This is a genomic window from Pirellulales bacterium (assembly GCA_036267355.1).
GTDB lineage: Bacteria > Planctomycetota > Planctomycetia > Pirellulales > DATAWG01 > DATAWG01.
This window is the reverse complement of record DATAWG010000109.1, coordinates 22,644-38,614: the sequence shown is the minus strand read 5'-3', so window position 1 is coordinate 38,614 and position 15,971 is coordinate 22,644. Positions and strand designations below refer to the sequence as shown.

The 15,971-nt window shown below is 61.5% G+C and carries 15 protein-coding genes; 1 reads left to right on the top strand and 14 read right to left on the bottom strand.

Annotated elements, in window-relative coordinates; translation table 11 throughout:
* Positions 1-169 precede the first annotated feature (169 nt).
* The 11 genes from VHX65_17395 to VHX65_17345 form a co-directional block, all read right to left on the bottom strand.
* Positions 170-967 (bottom strand): HEAT repeat domain-containing protein, encoded by a 798-nt coding sequence (locus VHX65_17395; GenBank protein ID HEX4000330.1) that lies wholly within the window; start codon positions 965-967, stop codon positions 170-172.
* 223 nt (positions 968-1,190) lie between these two features.
* On the bottom strand, positions 1,191-2,432 hold the full coding sequence (locus tag VHX65_17390) for a Gfo/Idh/MocA family oxidoreductase (GenBank protein HEX4000329.1): 1,242 nt from the start codon (positions 2,430-2,432) through the stop codon (positions 1,191-1,193).
* A gap of 815 nt (positions 2,433-3,247) precedes the next feature.
* Positions 3,248-4,825 carry a hypothetical protein gene (locus VHX65_17385; protein ID HEX4000328.1) on the bottom strand — a complete coding sequence of 526 codons (1,578 nt, stop codon included), beginning with the start codon at positions 4,823-4,825 and terminating at the stop codon, positions 3,248-3,250.
* 613 nt (positions 4,826-5,438) lie between these two features.
* On the bottom strand, positions 5,439-6,860 hold the full coding sequence (dnaB, locus tag VHX65_17380) for a replicative DNA helicase (protein ID HEX4000327.1): 1,422 nt from the start codon (positions 6,858-6,860) through the stop codon (positions 5,439-5,441).
* Positions 6,861-6,956: 96 nt separating this feature from the next.
* Positions 6,957-7,592, bottom strand: a complete 636-nt coding sequence (rplI, locus tag VHX65_17375) for a 50S ribosomal protein L9 (protein HEX4000326.1) — start codon at positions 7,590-7,592, stop codon at positions 6,957-6,959.
* A gap of 61 nt (positions 7,593-7,653) precedes the next feature.
* A complete protein-coding gene (ssb, locus tag VHX65_17370) occupies positions 7,654-8,169 on the bottom strand; it encodes a single-stranded DNA-binding protein (GenBank protein HEX4000325.1) in 516 nt (171 codons plus the stop codon).
* Between the two features lie 176 nt (positions 8,170-8,345).
* Entirely contained in the window at positions 8,346-8,801 is a 456-nt protein-coding gene (gene rpsF, locus VHX65_17365) for a 30S ribosomal protein S6 (protein HEX4000324.1), read from the bottom strand.
* A gap of 98 nt (positions 8,802-8,899) precedes the next feature.
* Complete coding sequence (gene pth / locus VHX65_17360; GenBank protein ID HEX4000323.1) at positions 8,900-9,538, bottom strand: aminoacyl-tRNA hydrolase; 639 nt, start codon at positions 9,536-9,538, stop codon at positions 8,900-8,902.
* A gap of 93 nt (positions 9,539-9,631) precedes the next feature.
* Positions 9,632-10,267 carry a 50S ribosomal protein L25 gene (locus VHX65_17355; GenBank protein HEX4000322.1) on the bottom strand — a complete coding sequence of 212 codons (636 nt, stop codon included), beginning with the start codon at positions 10,265-10,267 and terminating at the stop codon, positions 9,632-9,634.
* Positions 10,268-10,531: 264 nt separating this feature from the next.
* On the bottom strand, positions 10,532-11,476 hold the full coding sequence (locus tag VHX65_17350; GenBank protein ID HEX4000321.1) for a ribose-phosphate pyrophosphokinase: 945 nt from the start codon (positions 11,474-11,476) through the stop codon (positions 10,532-10,534).
* 71 nt (positions 11,477-11,547) lie between these two features.
* Positions 11,548-12,303 (bottom strand): NTP transferase domain-containing protein, encoded by a 756-nt coding sequence (locus VHX65_17345; GenBank protein ID HEX4000320.1) that lies wholly within the window; start codon positions 12,301-12,303, stop codon positions 11,548-11,550.
* A gap of 514 nt (positions 12,304-12,817) precedes the next feature.
* Between VHX65_17345 and VHX65_17340 the strand changes: the two genes are divergently transcribed.
* The gene (locus VHX65_17340; protein HEX4000319.1) at positions 12,818-13,042 is read left to right on the top strand and encodes a hypothetical protein; all 225 of its coding nucleotides are present in this window, start codon (positions 12,818-12,820) and stop codon (positions 13,040-13,042) included.
* 185 nt (positions 13,043-13,227) lie between these two features.
* Here VHX65_17340 and hypE read toward each other — a convergent pair whose 3' ends face one another.
* From hypE to VHX65_17325, 3 genes are all read right to left on the bottom strand, one after another.
* Positions 13,228-14,247, bottom strand: a complete 1,020-nt coding sequence (hypE, locus tag VHX65_17335) for a hydrogenase expression/formation protein HypE (GenBank protein ID HEX4000318.1) — start codon at positions 14,245-14,247, stop codon at positions 13,228-13,230.
* A gap of 141 nt (positions 14,248-14,388) precedes the next feature.
* Positions 14,389-15,483, bottom strand: coding sequence for a hydrogenase formation protein HypD (hypD, locus tag VHX65_17330; GenBank protein ID HEX4000317.1), 1,095 nt, complete (start codon positions 15,481-15,483; stop codon positions 14,389-14,391).
* 97 nt (positions 15,484-15,580) lie between these two features.
* A complete protein-coding gene (locus VHX65_17325) occupies positions 15,581-15,871 on the bottom strand; it encodes a HypC/HybG/HupF family hydrogenase formation chaperone (GenBank protein ID HEX4000316.1) in 291 nt (96 codons plus the stop codon).
* Between the last annotated feature and the right edge of the window lie 100 nt (positions 15,872-15,971).

Here is a 15,971-nt window from a genome sequence, read left to right as displayed (position 1 = left end):
GGCCCGTTTACGAGGCTTCGCGCCGGCTTTAGCCAGTCTCGGCGGCTAAAGCCGGCGACGCCGCTAGCCCGCTGAAGCGGGCTAGCACGCGCGATCGCGGCGATTCGCGCTGCCAGGCGTTAACGCCTTGGCACAGCAAAACCGCCCGCGACCGCGGCCGATGCCATCGTCAGTCTTTCTTTTCCGTGGCAACCAGCAGACCATGGGTGGCGGCCAGCCGGATGTGCTTCGGTTCGCCTTCGTGCATCAGCGACTTGTAAATCGCGATCGCTTCGGCCTTCTTGCCGTGCTTGAACAACCTTTCGGCACAGACAAGATATGCGTCGGTCGCCGCGGCCTTCACGCCGGCGGGGGCCTTGGGCAGGAATTCGCCAAGCGCTTTGGCCGCGTCGGCATTGCCGATCGCCCCCAGCGCATGGGCGGCGGTCTCGGCCACGTCTTTGTCGGAATCGTCGAGAGCCGATGCGATCGCCGGCACGCTTTCGGCGTCGTGCCGCGAGGCCAGCGAGCCGATGACGCCGATCTTCAACTTGCCGCTCACCTTGGGCAACGCATCGAGCAGCGCCTTGCCGGCCGCTGGCGAAGGATTCAATTCCAACGCGTAGCGGGCCATGTGCGACAGCTCTTTCTTTTCCAGCAGCGGGGCAATCGCCGGGACCGATTCCGAAGTGCCGATGATCCGCAGCGTGCGCAATGCGTAATCTTTCGCATCGGTCGAATCGTTGCTGGAAAGCACCGCAGCCAATCGCTTTTCGAGCGCCAAACAAGCTTCCGGATTTCCGTGCGTGGCAATCACGGCGTCGTCGATCGCCTTCAGGTCGTTGCGGTCGGTGCCGTAGTCGTAGGTCTTCAGCGTCTCGAAGGCTTTGTCGACAGCCGCATTATCGACGGCCGGCTTGTCGTCGCCGCGGACGGCGCCGCAAGCCAAGATCATCAGGCCGGCGGCGATCGCCGACAGAAATTTCATTCGATGGTGCATGGATGATTTCTTTCTATTGCGAGTATTTGGGATCGGTTTGGCGAGTGGCGATGCGAATCGCCGCTTCATCCTCGCTTACGCTTCGGGCTGTGTGTCGCCTGCCACGGGCATGGCTGGCGCTGCTGGCTTGTCCAACAGGAAACTTCGAACGTGCGGCCCACTGCTGGACGAGCCAGCAGTGGCGCCCACGTTGAAAAACAAGCGCCGGTTGTCAGCTCAGCGACCACGGTTCGCGTTTGGCGCGATCGAGGAAGCGGTTGGCTTCTTCGTCGCCGGGGAATTCTTCCTTGTTCGGGTCCCACTTCAAGTGCCGCTTGAGCTCGTAGCAAATATTGCCCAAGTGGCAAACCGTTGCCGTGCGATGGGCGAATTCGATATCGCGGAACGGCTTTTCCCGGGTGCGAACGCAATAGATAAAGTCGCCGGGCAATCCGCCGGTTCCCTTATATTGCGGATACGGCTTGGCTTCGATCTTCTCGCCGGGGGTGCCGACGGGATCCATGTTGCCGTGGCCTTCGCTGTGGTAGATCTTCAGGCCGTTGGCGAAAACATAAGTGAGCCACTTATGTTCCTTGCCGTCGGGCGGATAGATATCGGTCGGCCCTTGGTCGCGCACATCGGCGGCAAACATCGCCCCGCCGAACTTGTGAGCGCCCCAGTCGGTCATGCCGCCGCCGGAATAATCGCGCCACGAACGCCAGCTCGTGCCGTTGATGTTATAGCTGCCGCTCACGCGATATTCGTGATACGGAGCCCACGGCGCTGGCCCGAGCCACATGTCCCAATCGAGGCCGGCCGGAACCGGCTGGGCCGGCAGATTGCACGGCTTCGACGGTCCGCCGCAATTCACATACACCTCGCGGATCGTGCCTAATTCGCCGCTGTAACACTTCTCGGTGTCTTTGCGATAGTCTTCCAACACGCGCTGGCTACCGCCGGAAACGACGCGCGAATAGCGCCGCGCCGCATTGACCATCAGACGGCCTTCGCGGATCGTGCGCGACTCGGGCTTTTCGCAGAACACGTCTTTCCCGTTGCGGCACGCCTCGACCACGATGATCGCATGCCAATGGTCGGGCGTGGCGATGTGCACCGCGTCGATATCGCTACGGGCAAGCACGTCGCGGAAATCGCCGTACATCTTGCAATCTTTGTTGTGGTAGTGGCTGTCGATGCGCCCCTTGGCGCTTTCGCGAGCCCCCTTCTTCACATCGCAAACCGCGACGTATTGAACGTCGGGCCGGCCCGCGAAGGAGCCCAAATCGTCGTTGCCGCGATTGCCGATGCCGATGCCGGCCATCACGATCCGCTCGCTCGCGGCCGGTTTGTCGCCGGCGCCGAGGGCCGACGACGTAATGATATACGGGCAGCTAATCGCCGCCGCTGTGGCCGCAGTGGTAGCTGCCGTGGCCAGAAACTCTCTTCGATTCGCCGCATGCTTACGCTTGCTCATAACGCGATCATTCCTTCCGTTGAGGCAGCCGCATGAAAAATCATGCACGGCTGCCGTTGGCCTTACAACCGCGCGGCGTTGGTGGACGCGATGCGCCAAACCGTTGCCACGCTCCAAAACCCCCCCGCAACAACCGACCGATTCAAAGCGCTGAACCGTAAATCAGCAGGCACGTTCCGCGCGCCGTGGTGGACGACCCACGAAGTGGCGGACGGCACACGGAGTGTGCCTGCTACTTTGCCGGACAGCATCGACTACGTTGAAAGTATATTGCCCACCGCCGCGAGTCAACGATTTGCCGGCCGGAAGGCCCGTTGTCGTGTAGCATCGGCAAGCGCGGTCTGCCAGTGCTGATCGAGGGAGCTGAGGCGTGGCGGCGTGGCAAGCGGCGGGAACCGACGGGCGGGATGCGGTTAGTATAATCAAACCGGATTGGCGTTTCTGCCACCCGCAGCCAACTTTTTCTGAAATTTCGCGGCCTCCTGCGCGCAGTATCCTGCGCTAAGTTCCTCCCGGATCGGAGCAAAACTCGCTCGCCGCGAACGCGCGGTTGAAGAAGGCCGAAGATATTTGCCGACCGCACGCGCCGTTCGAAGCATCGCCCCGTGGCGAACGAAGCCCCGGCCGTCGAAGCGGCCTCCCGTTGAGCCGAGAGTACGCGCGGAGTGGAACGCCGTCTCTCGCTGACGCTTCGGGCGAATATCGAAGACGCCTGCGGGAAACTAGCTCGAAGCGTCAGCGAGGGATGGCGCGACCAAAGACTGTAACTTTTCGCCAGGGCCGCATCAACGGTTGTAGCGCCGCGCCTCGGCCACTTACCAGCTCGCTTCCAAGCCCAGCGATGGGCCGTCGAATGCCACGGTGCCGCCGTGGCTGTAGCCGCCGAGTTGCCGCGGGCCGAGCGCCAAGCCCGTGATCAGGTAGCCCTGATAGCCCAGCCGCAGCCAGAGGAAATCGTTCAAGCGATATCGGGCCAAGAGGGAAAGCTCGAACAGGCCCGCGACGTCGGTTCCGTCGTGCGAAACGCTGAAGGGGACAAAGCCCGCCGGATCGCCGTAGGCGGCGCCGCTGGAATTGAGGTTATTGCCTTTTTGGTTGTAGAAATTGGCGAACAAACCGGCCTTGCCTTCAGTCACAAGCTGAAATCGTTCCCAGCCTTTCGTCCATTGCAAACCGGCTTGGAGCCCGACAAGCTCGTTCTGCGTTTTCCAATTGATGTTTTCGTAGTCGCCGGTGTCGAGATCGTCGCCGCTCAGCGTGAAGTTGTCGGACATTTGGAAATAGCGGAAGCCCCACAGCCAGGCGAGCGAATGATAGGGATCACGCTGCGTGAGCATGATCTTTTCGTTGAGTTCGAAATTGTTGATCTGACTTTTGTAGGTGTAGCCGAGATAGTTGTTGAAGCCGCCGATGAGAGCGTCGGTTTGGGTCCACGGTGAAAACGCCAACACGGTGTCGCCAAACGGATCGCCATAGATATTCCGCCCCACTGACCATTGCTGCAAACCCCAGTAGACGGCATCCACCGCGATATCGTCGGTAAACCGCCGGCCGAGTTCCAGCCGCACGCCCCCCTGCAACGCCATGGGCTCATCGCCGCTATACAGCGTGTCGGTCGGAATGGCCTGCGGAAGCATCGAGGCCGGATTGTAAACCGTGTAGCCCAGCGGCACATTGCTGCCGATGCTGCGTTCGAGGAAGAGCGCATCCGCGGCGAAACGCCATCGCGGCCCTTCGGTCGTAATCGGCAACTCGGGACCGGGCGCCGGCGTGTAAGCCGGCGGGCCGGCAGGGGCCGGCGTGTATGCCGGCGGGCCGCCCGGGGCAGGCGTGTAGGGCGGACCGGAAGGGGCGGCCCCAAAGCTCGGGCCGCCCGGGGCCGGCGAATACGACGGCGGTCCGTATGGCGACGTCGCGTACGGATTGGCTGTGTAACCCTGCGGCGGCGGAGCGTAGCCCGGCGGCCCCGAATTCGGCGAATCGTAGGCGGCTGGAGTGGCCGGTGCCGGATTATACGGAGTTGGATTATAGGGCGTTGGATTGTAGGGGCCGGCGCTCGATGGCGCCGGATTATAGGCCGGCGGCGTGTACGGCGGCAGGCTGCTGGCGGCAGGCGCCGGATTATAGGGCGCGGAATTGTATGGGTTTCCACCGGCAGGCGCGGGGTTATACGGCGGCGGATTGTATGCACCCGGAGCTGCGACTGTGGGATTATACGGGGCCGGATTGTAAGGCGCCGGGCCGTACGATTGCGGCGGCGCTTGGCCGGCGGCTGGATCGGCCGTCGGCTGCCCCGGCATCGGCGAATAAGGCGATGACTGTGCTTCCGCCGCCGCGGCGAGCGACCCGGAAGCAACGATGAGAAGAGCGAGTCGCAGAAGAGTGGTTTTCATAGGGGCGGGATTAAATCAAAAACCCCGCCGCGACGGTAGAGCGATTTTTGAGCACGCTAGCAGTGCGGGCGAGGGACGAGGGACGAGGGACGAGGGGCGAGGGGCGAGGGGCGAGGGAATGAGAAAATGAGAACCAGGCGCCGCCGAGGATGGCACGCGGGAGCGGCCATTGTCAGATGCGGTGCTGCCGCGTGCGACACGGCGGTTCGGTTCGGATGATTCGCAACCGGCGAAACCACCCAACTCGGCAAGCGAATTGCCTTCGGCAATCGGACAGCGGTACACCGAGAATAGGCGCGATGAACACGAATCTGGAACTCGATCCCGAACTCGATAAGACGATCGACGAACGCATTCGAGGCGGCGGCTAGCACTCTCCGCAAGAAGTCGTGCGGGAGGCGCTCGAGCTGTTGAAATCGCGCGAAGCCGGCCCGCCACGAACTCCTGGCCCGACTGCGGCGGGAGGTGCAAATCGGCATCGATCAGTTCCGCCGCGGCGAGTCGCACGATGCCGAAGCGGTGTTCGACGTTCTGTTGGAGGGCTTGCCGGGTCCGAGCGATTCCTCCGGGCGATGAAAATTCGACTCGCCGCTCAGGCGAAAGCCGATGGCGGTTATTCGAAGGGGGCGAATTCGTCGTGCGGCTTGTGGGCCAAGTTCTCGAAGCGCGTGTATTCGCCCTTCCAAACCAGCTTCACATCGCCGGTCGGTCCGTTGCGCTGCTTGGCCACGATCACATCGGCTTCGCCGGCCACGCGGGCCCGGTCTTCGTCGTTCGTTTCGTAATACTCATCGCGATGCACGAACATCACCACGTCGGCATCCTGCTCGATCGCGCCCGATTCGCGCAAATGGCTCAACCTTGGCCGGTTTTCCTTCGCGGCTTCGGCTTGGCGGTTCAACTGGGCGAGGCACAACACCGGCACGTTCAACTCGCGGGCCGCACCCTTTAGCCGCCGCGCGATCCGCGCCACTTGCTCCTGCCGCGAATCTTTCGGGTTGTCGGGCTCGATCAATTGCAGATAGTCGATGGCGATCAGGCCGAGCTTGTTTTGCCGCTTGAGCCGCCGAGCCGTGGCGGAAATTTCCGTCATGTTGCGGCTTGGGCTGTCGTCGATCATCAGGGGCGCTTCGCTCAGCTCGCCGGCCGTTTCCAAGAGCTTGCGGCGATCCTCGCCCGTGATCGTACCGTTGCGAAGCTTATGGCCATTGACGCGCGACGCCGAGCAAAGCAACCGGTCGGCCAATTCCATCGCCGACATTTCCAGGCTGACGAAAAGCGTCGGCACGCCGGCCTTGAGCGCGCAATATTCGGCGATATTGAGCGCCAGCGCCGTCTTGCCCATGCTCGGCCGAGCGGCAAGGATCGTGAGCTCCGAATTGTGCAGCCCGCCGATCAGGGCGTCGAGATCGCGAAAGCCCGTTTCGACGCCTCCTTCGACGTGCTCGTGTTTCATGCGGCGATCCAACCGCTCCATCGCCAGCTTCAAGATATCGTGAATCGCGACGGCCTGGGTGTTGGCCCGTTCGCCGAGAATCGCGAAGATTTTTTCCTCGGCCCGATTCAAAAGATCGCGGGCATCGTGGGCTTCTTCGTACACGTCGCGAAGGATATCGGTGCTGGAATGGATCAGCGAACGCAACGTCGATTTATCGCGGACGATTTGAGCGTAGAAGGTGGCATTTGCGGCGTGGGGAACCGAATCGAGCACTTTGATCAGATACCCCATACCGCCGATCAGATCGAACTGGCCCGCCGTGCGGAGTCGCTCGATGAGGAGCGTTTTGTCGATCCGGCGGCCGGCATCGTGCAGGGCCAGCATGTGCTCGTAGAGCATGCGATTGGCGTCGTCGTAGAAATCGCCCGCGCGCAGCATGAGGGCCACGTCGTCGCAGACTTGGGGCAACAGCAGAATGCTGCCTAACACGCCGCGTTCGGCGTCGAGATTGTGGGGCGGCTGCCGGTCGAGAATTTCGGCCGAGATCGACGTTTTGCGCGGCGATTTGGAGTCGCCGTTTCGCTCGACGGTTGCCATGAGCCGATCCTCCCTGATGGCGGAATCGCGTGCGCTTGAACAGCGAGCGATGCGCGAAACCGCAAGCGCTTCAACGCGGGGCGAAGCTAGCGCGCGTTATTTTTTGGCCGCCGGTTTCGCAGGCGCTGGCTTTCCAGCGGTGGCTGGCTTCGTCGCGGTGGCCGGCTTTTCAGAACTCGGTTTTTCCGCGGCCGCGGCGGGCTCGGGCACATGATCGGCCACGGTCGGCACCACCCACACCTTCAATTCGGCTTCGATCTCTTGGCCCAAATGGATCGCCACCGTGTAGAGGCCCAATTCTTTGAGCGGGCCCTTGAGGCGGACCTGATCGGCGGTGATCGTGATCTCGTGCTGCTTCAGCGCCTTCACGATCTCCGGCGCTCCGACCGAGCCGTACAAATGACCTTCGTCGTTGGCGTTGGCCTCGATCGTGATGCTCTGGCGGCCCAAGTCTTCGGCCATCGTGCGAAGGCTGGCGAGCCGTTGGTTCTGAATGGCGAGCAGCTTCGAGCGATGCTTGTCGACCATCCGCTTATGGTGGTCGGTGGCAATCGTGGCCAAGCCCTGCGGCAGCAGGTAGTTCATCGCATAGCCGCGTTTCACTTCGACGACATCCCCCTGCCCACCCAAGTGATCGACCGATTGGATCAACAGCAATTCGATGCCGCCATGCGGGCCGCGGCCGAGTCGCTTGGCCTTCGGGGGAGTCTTGTGCTTCGAAACGTTGGGCATGATGAACCTCGAAAGATGTCGCAGAATTTAGATTGGGGAATTTGAATCGTCGGGGAACTAATTAAAAGGGGAGGTCGTCGTTCGGCGCGGGCGTGCCGTGTCCGACCGACTCGCGCTTGGACGGAGGCGGGCTGCCATGCGAATCATCGAACGATTCGCCGCTGAAGCCGGCTTCCGATTCATCGTAGGATGGGCCGCCTTGCGCAGCACCGCCACGGGCAGCGCCGCCGCGTCCACCGCCCGAACCCCCCTTGCCGCCGAGCATTTGCATCTTTTCGCCGACCACGCGCAGCTTGGAATTCTTCTTGCCGTCTTTTTCCCACGTGTCGAGTTTCAGCCGGCCTTCGATCAATACGGAAGCGCCCTTCGAGAGATATTCGCTGGCCACTTCGGCGGTGCGCGACCAAAGTGTCACATCGACAAACGTGGTCTCTTCGATCCACTCGCCGCTGGCACTCTTGCGGCGATCGTTGACCGCAAGGCCGACTTCGCAGACAGCGGTGCCGCTGGGAATGTAACGCAATTCCGGATCGCGGGTCAGATTGCCGACCAAAATAACGCGGTTGAAACTAGCCATGTCGGGGCGCCTCCTGGGGCGACTCAAACCGATGAACAAACGTATCTCAACGCCACTTTCAAACTACCAGAATCCAAGACCCGCTACAATCAAGCGGGCAAGCAGAACTTATCGAGCGGTTCGTGGTTCGGACCCGAGTCGCGAGTCATGAGCCACGATGCAGGCGACATGCGCGATCAGATTTCCGACTTTTCAGCTTCTAAATCCGCGAGCGCATCGACGCCGACCGTCTCTTCTTCTCCCTCAGCCGGGGCCGCTTCCGGCTTTGCCGCCCGCCGCTGCTCGGCCGTCGCCGATTGACCGCCGGTCAGGGCGTGGGCCACGAGGGCATCGACGATCCGCGGATCGACCTGCAAGAACAGCGAGCGAACGATGTTTTCATTCAACTGGCATTGCCGGCGGAATTGCACCATCTGGGTGCTGTCGAGCTTGAAATAGGTGAGCCAGTAGGTGCCCTTGCGATGGCCATTGATCGGATAGGCAAGCCGGCGCTCTTCCCAGAGGCGGTTGGCAAGCACTTCGCCCCCCAACTGCTGCACCATTGCAGGTATCTGACCGCTCACGCCCGCCGGATCACGGCCGTAACGATTGCTATCGAGGATGAACATCGCTTCGTAAACGTTGGCAGCCAAAGTCGAAACTCCTGGGATAAAGGCTGTGAGGCTGTGAGGCTTGAGGTACGAAGACGAGCTTGCGGACGCTTGCGCGTCCTCACGGTCTCACGTCCCTTTCAATTATACTGATTCATGCAGCTTGCGAGGCCTTCGGTGGCCCAATCGACCACCGCGTCGGCTGCTCGCTGGATTGCAATCGCGATTTCGGCCGATTCGTCGGCCGAGAATTTTCCCAACACAAAATCGACCGGGTCCCAATTTGCCGGAACCGGCCCGACTCCAACCCGCAGCCGCGGAACCTGATCGGTTCCGAGCCGGCGAATCACGTCGGCCAACCCTTTTTGCCCTCCCGCCGACCCTCCGGCCCGAAACCGCAGCTTCGCGAGCGGAATGTTGAAATCGTCGCAAACGATCAGCAGGTCTTCGTCCGCTAGTTTGTAAAAATCGCGGGCCGCTCCGACGCTATTGCCGCTCAGATTCATGAACGTTTGCGGCAGCAGCAACAGCACTTTTTCCTTTTCTGCTCCACCGGCACTCGCAACCGAGCCCGCATCGCCCGCACGCTTACGCTCCGCACTCTTGGCCGCCGCATTCTTGGCGGACCAGGCAGCCTCCATCACTTCGGCTTGAAAATTCGTCTTTGGCTGGCCGACGCAGTGCCGCCGGGCAACTTCCCGCACGACGGCAAAACCGATGTTGTGCCGGGTACCATCGTATTTGCGGCCCGGATTGCCGAGCCCCACCACCAGTTTCATAAGGCTTGAGGCGAGGGCTTGAGGTACGAAGCAAATGGCCGAAGGCCGACCCGAGCGTCCTCAAGCCTTTGGCCTCAAGCCTCGCAGCCTTCCTCACGCTTTCTCCTCGTCCTCCTCGGACTCGGGCTTGCGACCGATCACTTCGGGCTCGGCGGCTTCGCCCAATCCGGCTTCGGCAGCCTCGACCTCGGCAGCCGGCTCGACGCATTGCACGGCAATCGCCTCGCCATCGCTCAACAGGGTTACGCCCGCCGGTAGCTCGATCTGTCCGACCGTGATCGTGCCGTTCATCTCGAGATGATTGATATTCACTTGCAGCTTTTCCGGAATGGCAGTGGCCAGGCACTCGATTTCGATCGAATGGACCAGGTGCTGAATAACGCCTCCGGCACGAGTGCCGGCAGCCTGGCCGCGCAGCTCAACCTGCACGGTGACTTTCACCTTTTCGTCGGCCGAGACGCGGGCGAAATCGATGTGCAGCAAGCCCGTGCCGTAGGTATCCCACTGCAAATCGCGGATCAGCGCGCTCTCGCGCACGCCGCCTTGCAATTCGACAAGCCGTGTGCCGTGCCGCAATGCGGCAACGAACGCATCCCGCGGAACCGAAAGGCTGACGGGCTCTTCGCCGTGGCCGTAGAGCACGGCCGGGATCGCCCCGGCCTGACGCAGCCGCTTGGCATGATGCTTGCCGTGGGTGGCACGCTTTTCGACGGTCAACGATTCCGCCATGGTCGTCCTCGGGAAAAAATCAGCGGGGGAAAGGGGCAAATTCAAATCGAGTTGGGCGAACCAAGTATTGTGCCCGAAATTGGCGAGAATTCAACCCCGGTTTTTGCGGCACGCGAAAAATGAACGAAACTGAGAATGGCTGGCGCAGACCGGCCAACCTGCACTGGATTGCCTCATTTCGTCATTCGTGCTTCGTCATTCGTGCTTCGTCATTCGTGCTTCGTTCATTCTTTAGACATTCGTCATTGGGCAGTAGGCATTTGTCTACACAAACAGCCCGCTTACGGATTCATTGCGGTGGATCCTCTTGATGGCTTGGCCCAACAAGGCCGCGACCGATAGCACGCGCACCTTCGGCAGCAATTGGCTGGGACGGAGCGGGATCGTGTCGGTGACGGCGACCGACGAAATCGGGGCCGATTGCAGGCGTTCGATGGCCGGGCCGACCAGCAGGCCGTGCGTCGCCCCGACGTGAATTTCGCGGGCTCCCGCCTTATGAATGGCTGTCGCGGCCCCGCAGATCGAACTGGCCGTGCTGATCATATCGTCGAACATCAGGGCGATTTTGTCGCGCACCGGCGCTCCAATCACGTTCTCCTGCTTGGTCACGTCGGCACTCGTGCGGCGTTTGTCGACGATCGCCAGTGGAGCGCCGAGCCGGGTGGCATGCCCAAGAGCTCGTTTGATCCCGCCCTCGTCGGCGCTGACGATCACGAGATCCTCGCGGCGAAAATTCTGCGCGTGAAAGTAATCATTGAGCACCGGCGCGGCATACAGATGGTCGAGCGGAACGTCGAAAAAACCTTGGATCTGAGGGGCATGCAAATCCATCGCCAATACCCGGTTGGCGCCGGCGCGCGTGATCAAGTTGGCCACGAGCTTGGCCGTGATCGGCACGCGCCCGGCGTCCTTGCGATCCTGCCGGGCGTAGCCGTAGTAGGGAATGACGGCCGTCACCCGGTATGCGCTCGCCCGCACAAAGCTGTCGATCATGATCAGCAGTTCCATCAGGTTTTCGTTGACCGGCGGGCAGGTGGGCTGAAGCAGAAAGACATCGCGGCCGCGCACGTCTTCGTCGATCTTGCAGGAGATTTCGCCGTCGGGAAAGTTTCCCATCGAAATCTTGCCCAGCGACAAGCCGAGATACTCGCAAATCCGGTGGGCCAACTCCGGGTTGGCCCGACCACTGAAGATTTTCAAGTCGTTCATAATCGCTTGGCCGAGATTAAAGGACGGAGGCGGGCAAATGGAAAACCAGCGAATGACAAGGCTGGGCAAAACTACGGGTGCTGTTTCTCGCGCTGCCGAAGCAGTTCCCTCTCGACGACGGCGAGTTCGTCCACCGTGTTGATACTCAGCGCTTCGCACGGCTGGAGCACGCTTAGCGCCAGTACCGGAAAACCGTCTCGCAGCAGCACTCCCGGGCAATCGGTTAGATAATATTCGCCCTGCGCATTGTGCCGGTCGATCCGAGCAAGCGCCGGAAAAAGCCGCCGGCTATCAAACACGTAGCAGCTCATATTCACTTCGGTGATCCGCTGCTGGTCTGGCGTGGCGTCGCGCTGTTCGACGATTGCCTCAAAATTGCCTTGCCTGTCGCGAACGATGCGACCGAGACCGGTGGGATCGGAGCGGATTGCCGTCCCCAGCAAGCAGGCGGGCTGGCTGCGCTCGAATTCATCAAATAATTTCGCGATCGACGAAGGCTGCATCAGGGGCGAATCGCCGGCGACGACCAACACCGCCCCGTCGTGCTCCGCGAGCGCTTCGCGGCAAACCATGACGGCATGGCCGGTGCCCAATTGCTCCCGTTGCTCGACGAACGTGACGCCAGTGCGATCTGTCAAAGCGTGCCGCACCAAGTCGCCGCGATAGCCGACGACAACGATCGTCTGCCGGATGCCCCCCGCGATCAAGGCATCGAGCACGAACTCGATCATCGGCCGGCCGGCGACGGGGAGCAGCACTTTGGGCAAATCGGATTTCATCCGCGTTCCCTTGCCGGCCGCTAACACAACCGCAATCGTCGAGAGCATGGGGGCAGAGCGGGGGTGGTGGGTGAGGGAAGAGAACGGGCATTGCGACAGCGCGGCGCGTTGCTTGCGGCGTCGTGTTTGTTGGGCTACGCATTATAGGCCAACTTCCCTGCCCACGGCAGAATGTGCGGGAATAAATCCAAGCCAAAAGCTTGACATTTCTCATCCATGCCTAATAATCAGATGCTTTGGCAGTGAGATCGTATTGTTGAGCGAGACCTTCGCCTCTCGGCATTTTGTTGCGTGCCCACCGCAGCCGGGATTAATGTCGCGCTCATGGTATTCGTGGTCGGAGTGAGTGGCAAACGCAGAAGTGTCGGCTGTGCTCGTGTTCGATCGCCCAGCGGGATAAACCCCGGCGGCGCGGAACGAGCCAGCGGCAAAAACGTCCGCAGCGAGCGGCCAAGATTGGTCGCCGCAGCGGCCCGGCCCAAAGACGGGCTCGAGGCGTGGGCGGTTAACACTGCGTGGCTCTCCGGTCGTATTGTTGACTTTTGCTAGCGAGGTGCATTCCATGCGACAAGTGCGAAATGTGTTTGAAACGATTTTGAAGTACGGCCACGACGAAGACTTCGCGCCCGTCGAGTCGGAGGAGTTTTCCGCTACGGATGCTCCGGCCGGTTCGCGCGACAAGCTCGACGTGCTGGCGCGTCGCATCGAACAGGGTTTGCCTCTTTGGCACCCCGAAGATCGGCCCGACTACAGCGGCCTGACCGGCGTCGTCCGGCCCCGCGAATAAGTGACGAACAAGCGGCCGCAGCAGATTCTCCCGCCTGACAAGCCATTCTGCCACGATTTCTCTCCGGGCCGGCGACCATTCGCCGGCCCGGTTGCGTTTGGCAGTGAAACGATCGTCTTGATTCGCGACCGTTTGGCGCCGCATGCGCTCCAGCACCAAGCGAAAGCCGGGCCGTCAAATTCACGTCAGCAGATCCGCGGCAGCGGATCGCCGATTAGCATATCGACGACGCGGGTCCCGCCGAAAGAGCTACGGGCGATGACGCGCGAAATCGTCGCACGATCGATTTCACCCAGAAGGCACGCGCGCTCGCCCCCCGCCGTGCGGCGCAACACGTCGAGGGCCGCTTCGGCCTGTTCGGCCGCGACAATAGCGATGAATTGGCCTTCATTCGCTACATGCAACGGATCGAGCCCCAACAGTTCGCATGCGCCGCGAACGCAATCGTCGATCGGAACCGCTTCTTCCGCGATCGTGATCCGCAATTCGGTATCGCGGGCCAGTTCGTTTAACACCGTTGCCACGCCGCCGCGGGTCGCATCTCGCATCCAATGGACGCTCGGGCCCAGAGCATCGAACAACCGGCCGGCCAATTCCAAGAGCGGACGCGTGTCGGACTGAATGTCGGCTTCGATGTCCAATTCGGCCCGGGCGAGCATGATCGCCATGCCATGGTTGCCGATCGGCCCGGAAAGCAGTACGCGATCGCCGGGTTCGACGCGTTTCGGGCCGAGATCGGCATTCCTATGCACCAGTCCCAGCCCTGTGGTGCAGATATACATTCCGTCGGCCTTGCCATGCTCGACGACTTTCGTGTCGCCGCCGACGATCGGCACCCCGGCTTGCCTCGCCGCTTTGGCCATCGCTTCGACTTCCCATCGCAACGCCTCGGCCGACAAACCCGCCTCGAGCACGAACGTGGCCGTCATTGCCAGCGGCCGGGCGCCGGAAACGGCCAGATCGTTCACCGTGCCGTTGACGGCCAATTCGCCGATCGACCCGCCGGGAAAACGAATCGGCTGCACGACGAAACTATCGCTGGTCATCGCCAGCCGGCCGGCAGGGGGCTCGATGATGGCGGCATCGGAAAGCGAATCGAGCTGCGGATTCGAGAACGCCGGTTGAAAAAGTCCCTCCACCAGCCGCCGCGTCGCCTCGCCGCCAGCGCCGTGCGCCATGGCGATTCGTTTGTCGTAAAATTCCATGAGGGGCGAGGGGTTAGGGGCGAGTGATGAGGGGGTGGACCCGAAACCGCAAGCGAGTTGCGGGCCACCGCTTGGTGGCGTGGCTCGCTTGCGGCTTCGCGCGTCCTGAAGCCTGTCGCCTGTAGCCTTCAGCCTGTCGCCCTATGTCACCGCGTATTTAAAATGGGCCGCGCACGCGCCTTCCGAGGAAACCATCAACGCGCCGATCGGGTGCTCGGGCGTGCACTCCTTGCCGAAAAGCTTGCACTCGTGCGGCTTGAGCACTCCTTTGAGCACCTCGCCGCATTGGGCCGCCTTCGGATCGGTAACGCAAATGCCCGGAACCGACATCGTTTGCTCGGCGTCCCACGGAGCGAATGCCTCGCGAATGCGCAGCGCCGATTGCGTGATGAAGCCCAGCCCGCGCCATTCGAAATACGGCCGCACCTCGAACACCTCGGCCATTGCCCGCAGAGCCGCCAGATTTCCCTCCCAAGGCACAACGCGATTGTACTGGTTTTCCACCTTTGCCACGCCGTCGCGCAATTGCCGCAACACCATCACCAGCGATTGCAAAATGTCGAGCGGCTCGAAACCCGATACGGCGATCGGGCAGCGATAATTGCGGACGATGAATTCATACGGTCGGCAGCCGATCACCGTCGACACATGCCCGGGTCCGATGAACGCGTCGAGCCGCATGTCGGGCGATTCGAGGATCGCGCGGATCGCGGGAATGATCGTGACATGATTGGAAAACACGGCGAAATTCTTTACGCTGAGGCCCCGGGCCCGCAGAAGCGTCAGAGCGGTCGATGGGGCCGTGGTTTCGAAACCGATCGCAAAAAAAACCACTTGGCGATCGGGATTCTGCTGGGCGATCTTGAGCGCATCAAGGGGCGAATAAACGATCCGCACGTCGGCCCCTCGGGCCTTGCTCTCCAGCGGACTTCCTTTCGATCCGGGCACGCGCATCATGTCGCCAAAGGCCGTGAAAATCACGTTCGGATCGCCGGCCAACTCCAATCCATCGTCGATCCGCCCCATCGGCAACACGCACACCGGGCAGCCGGGCCCATGAATCAATTCGACATTCGGCGGCAGCAGCCCCTTGAGACCGAAGCGAAAAATGGCGTGCGTATGTCCGCCGCAAACTTCCATCACGCGATATTCCCGTTTCGGATCCGCCAGCGCATGGATTTCATCCACGGCTCGCTGGATCAACTCGGGATTGCGGAATTCGTCGACGAAGAGCATGGCGAGGAGGGGTGAGGGTGAGGGGATAGGGGAAGCGAAATGACGAATGTCTAATGATGAATGGCGAATGACGAACGGCGTTTGACACTGGATTTAGTCATTCGATATTCGTCATTCCATCGAAGAGTTCATCTCGGGCGGTGGAGGCTTCGCCGAGCATTGCGAGCATTTCCAATTGCTCGGCGGCGCGCTCGCTGCTGATCTTGCTCATCGCGAATCCGACGTGAATCAAAACCCAATCGCCCGGCCCCGGCGGATCGTCTTGCAATAGATCGATGCTGACCTTGCGCCGCACGCCCAGGATATCGACCATCGCCAAGCTATTGCGCTCGGCGTCGTGCGGGTCGGCGAACAGTTCGGTGATTTGGCCGGGGATGGCGAGACACATCGTGGGGTCAATTTGTTCGAGGGGCCGACGGAGTACGAAAATGACGAATGGCTAAGGATGAATGTCTAATGAAAATGACGAAACACGAATGACGAAGGCA

What these genes read in the sequence shown, in the direction of transcription:
- hypE (HEX4000318.1), bottom strand. Translation starts at nt 14,247, where the DNA reads ATGGAATTTTACGACAAACGAATCGCCATGGCGCACGGCGCTGGCGGC.
- VHX65_17325 (HEX4000316.1), bottom strand. Translation starts at nt 15,871, where the DNA reads ATGTGTCTCGCCATCCCCGGCCAAATCACCGAACTGTTCGCCGACCCG.
- VHX65_17350 (HEX4000321.1), bottom strand. Translation starts at nt 11,476, where the DNA reads ATGAACGACTTGAAAATCTTCAGTGGTCGGGCCAACCCGGAGTTGGCC.
- VHX65_17345 (HEX4000320.1), bottom strand. Translation starts at nt 12,303, where the DNA reads ATGCTCTCGACGATTGCGGTTGTGTTAGCGGCCGGCAAGGGAACGCGG.
- ssb (HEX4000325.1), bottom strand. Translation starts at nt 8,169, where the DNA reads ATGGCTAGTTTCAACCGCGTTATTTTGGTCGGCAATCTGACCCGCGAT.
- VHX65_17355 (HEX4000322.1), bottom strand. Translation starts at nt 10,267, where the DNA reads ATGGCGGAATCGTTGACCGTCGAAAAGCGTGCCACCCACGGCAAGCAT.
- hypD (HEX4000317.1), bottom strand. Translation starts at nt 15,483, where the DNA reads ATGCTCTTCGTCGACGAATTCCGCAATCCCGAGTTGATCCAGCGAGCC.
- rplI (HEX4000326.1), bottom strand. Translation starts at nt 7,592, where the DNA reads ATGCCCAACGTTTCGAAGCACAAGACTCCCCCGAAGGCCAAGCGACTC.
- pth (HEX4000323.1), bottom strand. Translation starts at nt 9,538, where the DNA reads ATGAAACTGGTGGTGGGGCTCGGCAATCCGGGCCGCAAATACGATGGT.
- VHX65_17395 (HEX4000330.1), bottom strand. Translation starts at nt 967, where the DNA reads ATGAAATTTCTGTCGGCGATCGCCGCCGGCCTGATGATCTTGGCTTGC.
- VHX65_17390 (HEX4000329.1), bottom strand. Translation starts at nt 2,432, where the DNA reads ATGAGCAAGCGTAAGCATGCGGCGAATCGAAGAGAGTTTCTGGCCACG.
- VHX65_17385 (HEX4000328.1), bottom strand. Translation starts at nt 4,825, where the DNA reads ATGAAAACCACTCTTCTGCGACTCGCTCTTCTCATCGTTGCTTCCGGG.
- VHX65_17340 (HEX4000319.1), top strand. Translation starts at nt 12,818, where the DNA reads ATGCGACAAGTGCGAAATGTGTTTGAAACGATTTTGAAGTACGGCCAC.
- dnaB (HEX4000327.1), bottom strand. Translation starts at nt 6,860, where the DNA reads ATGGCAACCGTCGAGCGAAACGGCGACTCCAAATCGCCGCGCAAAACG.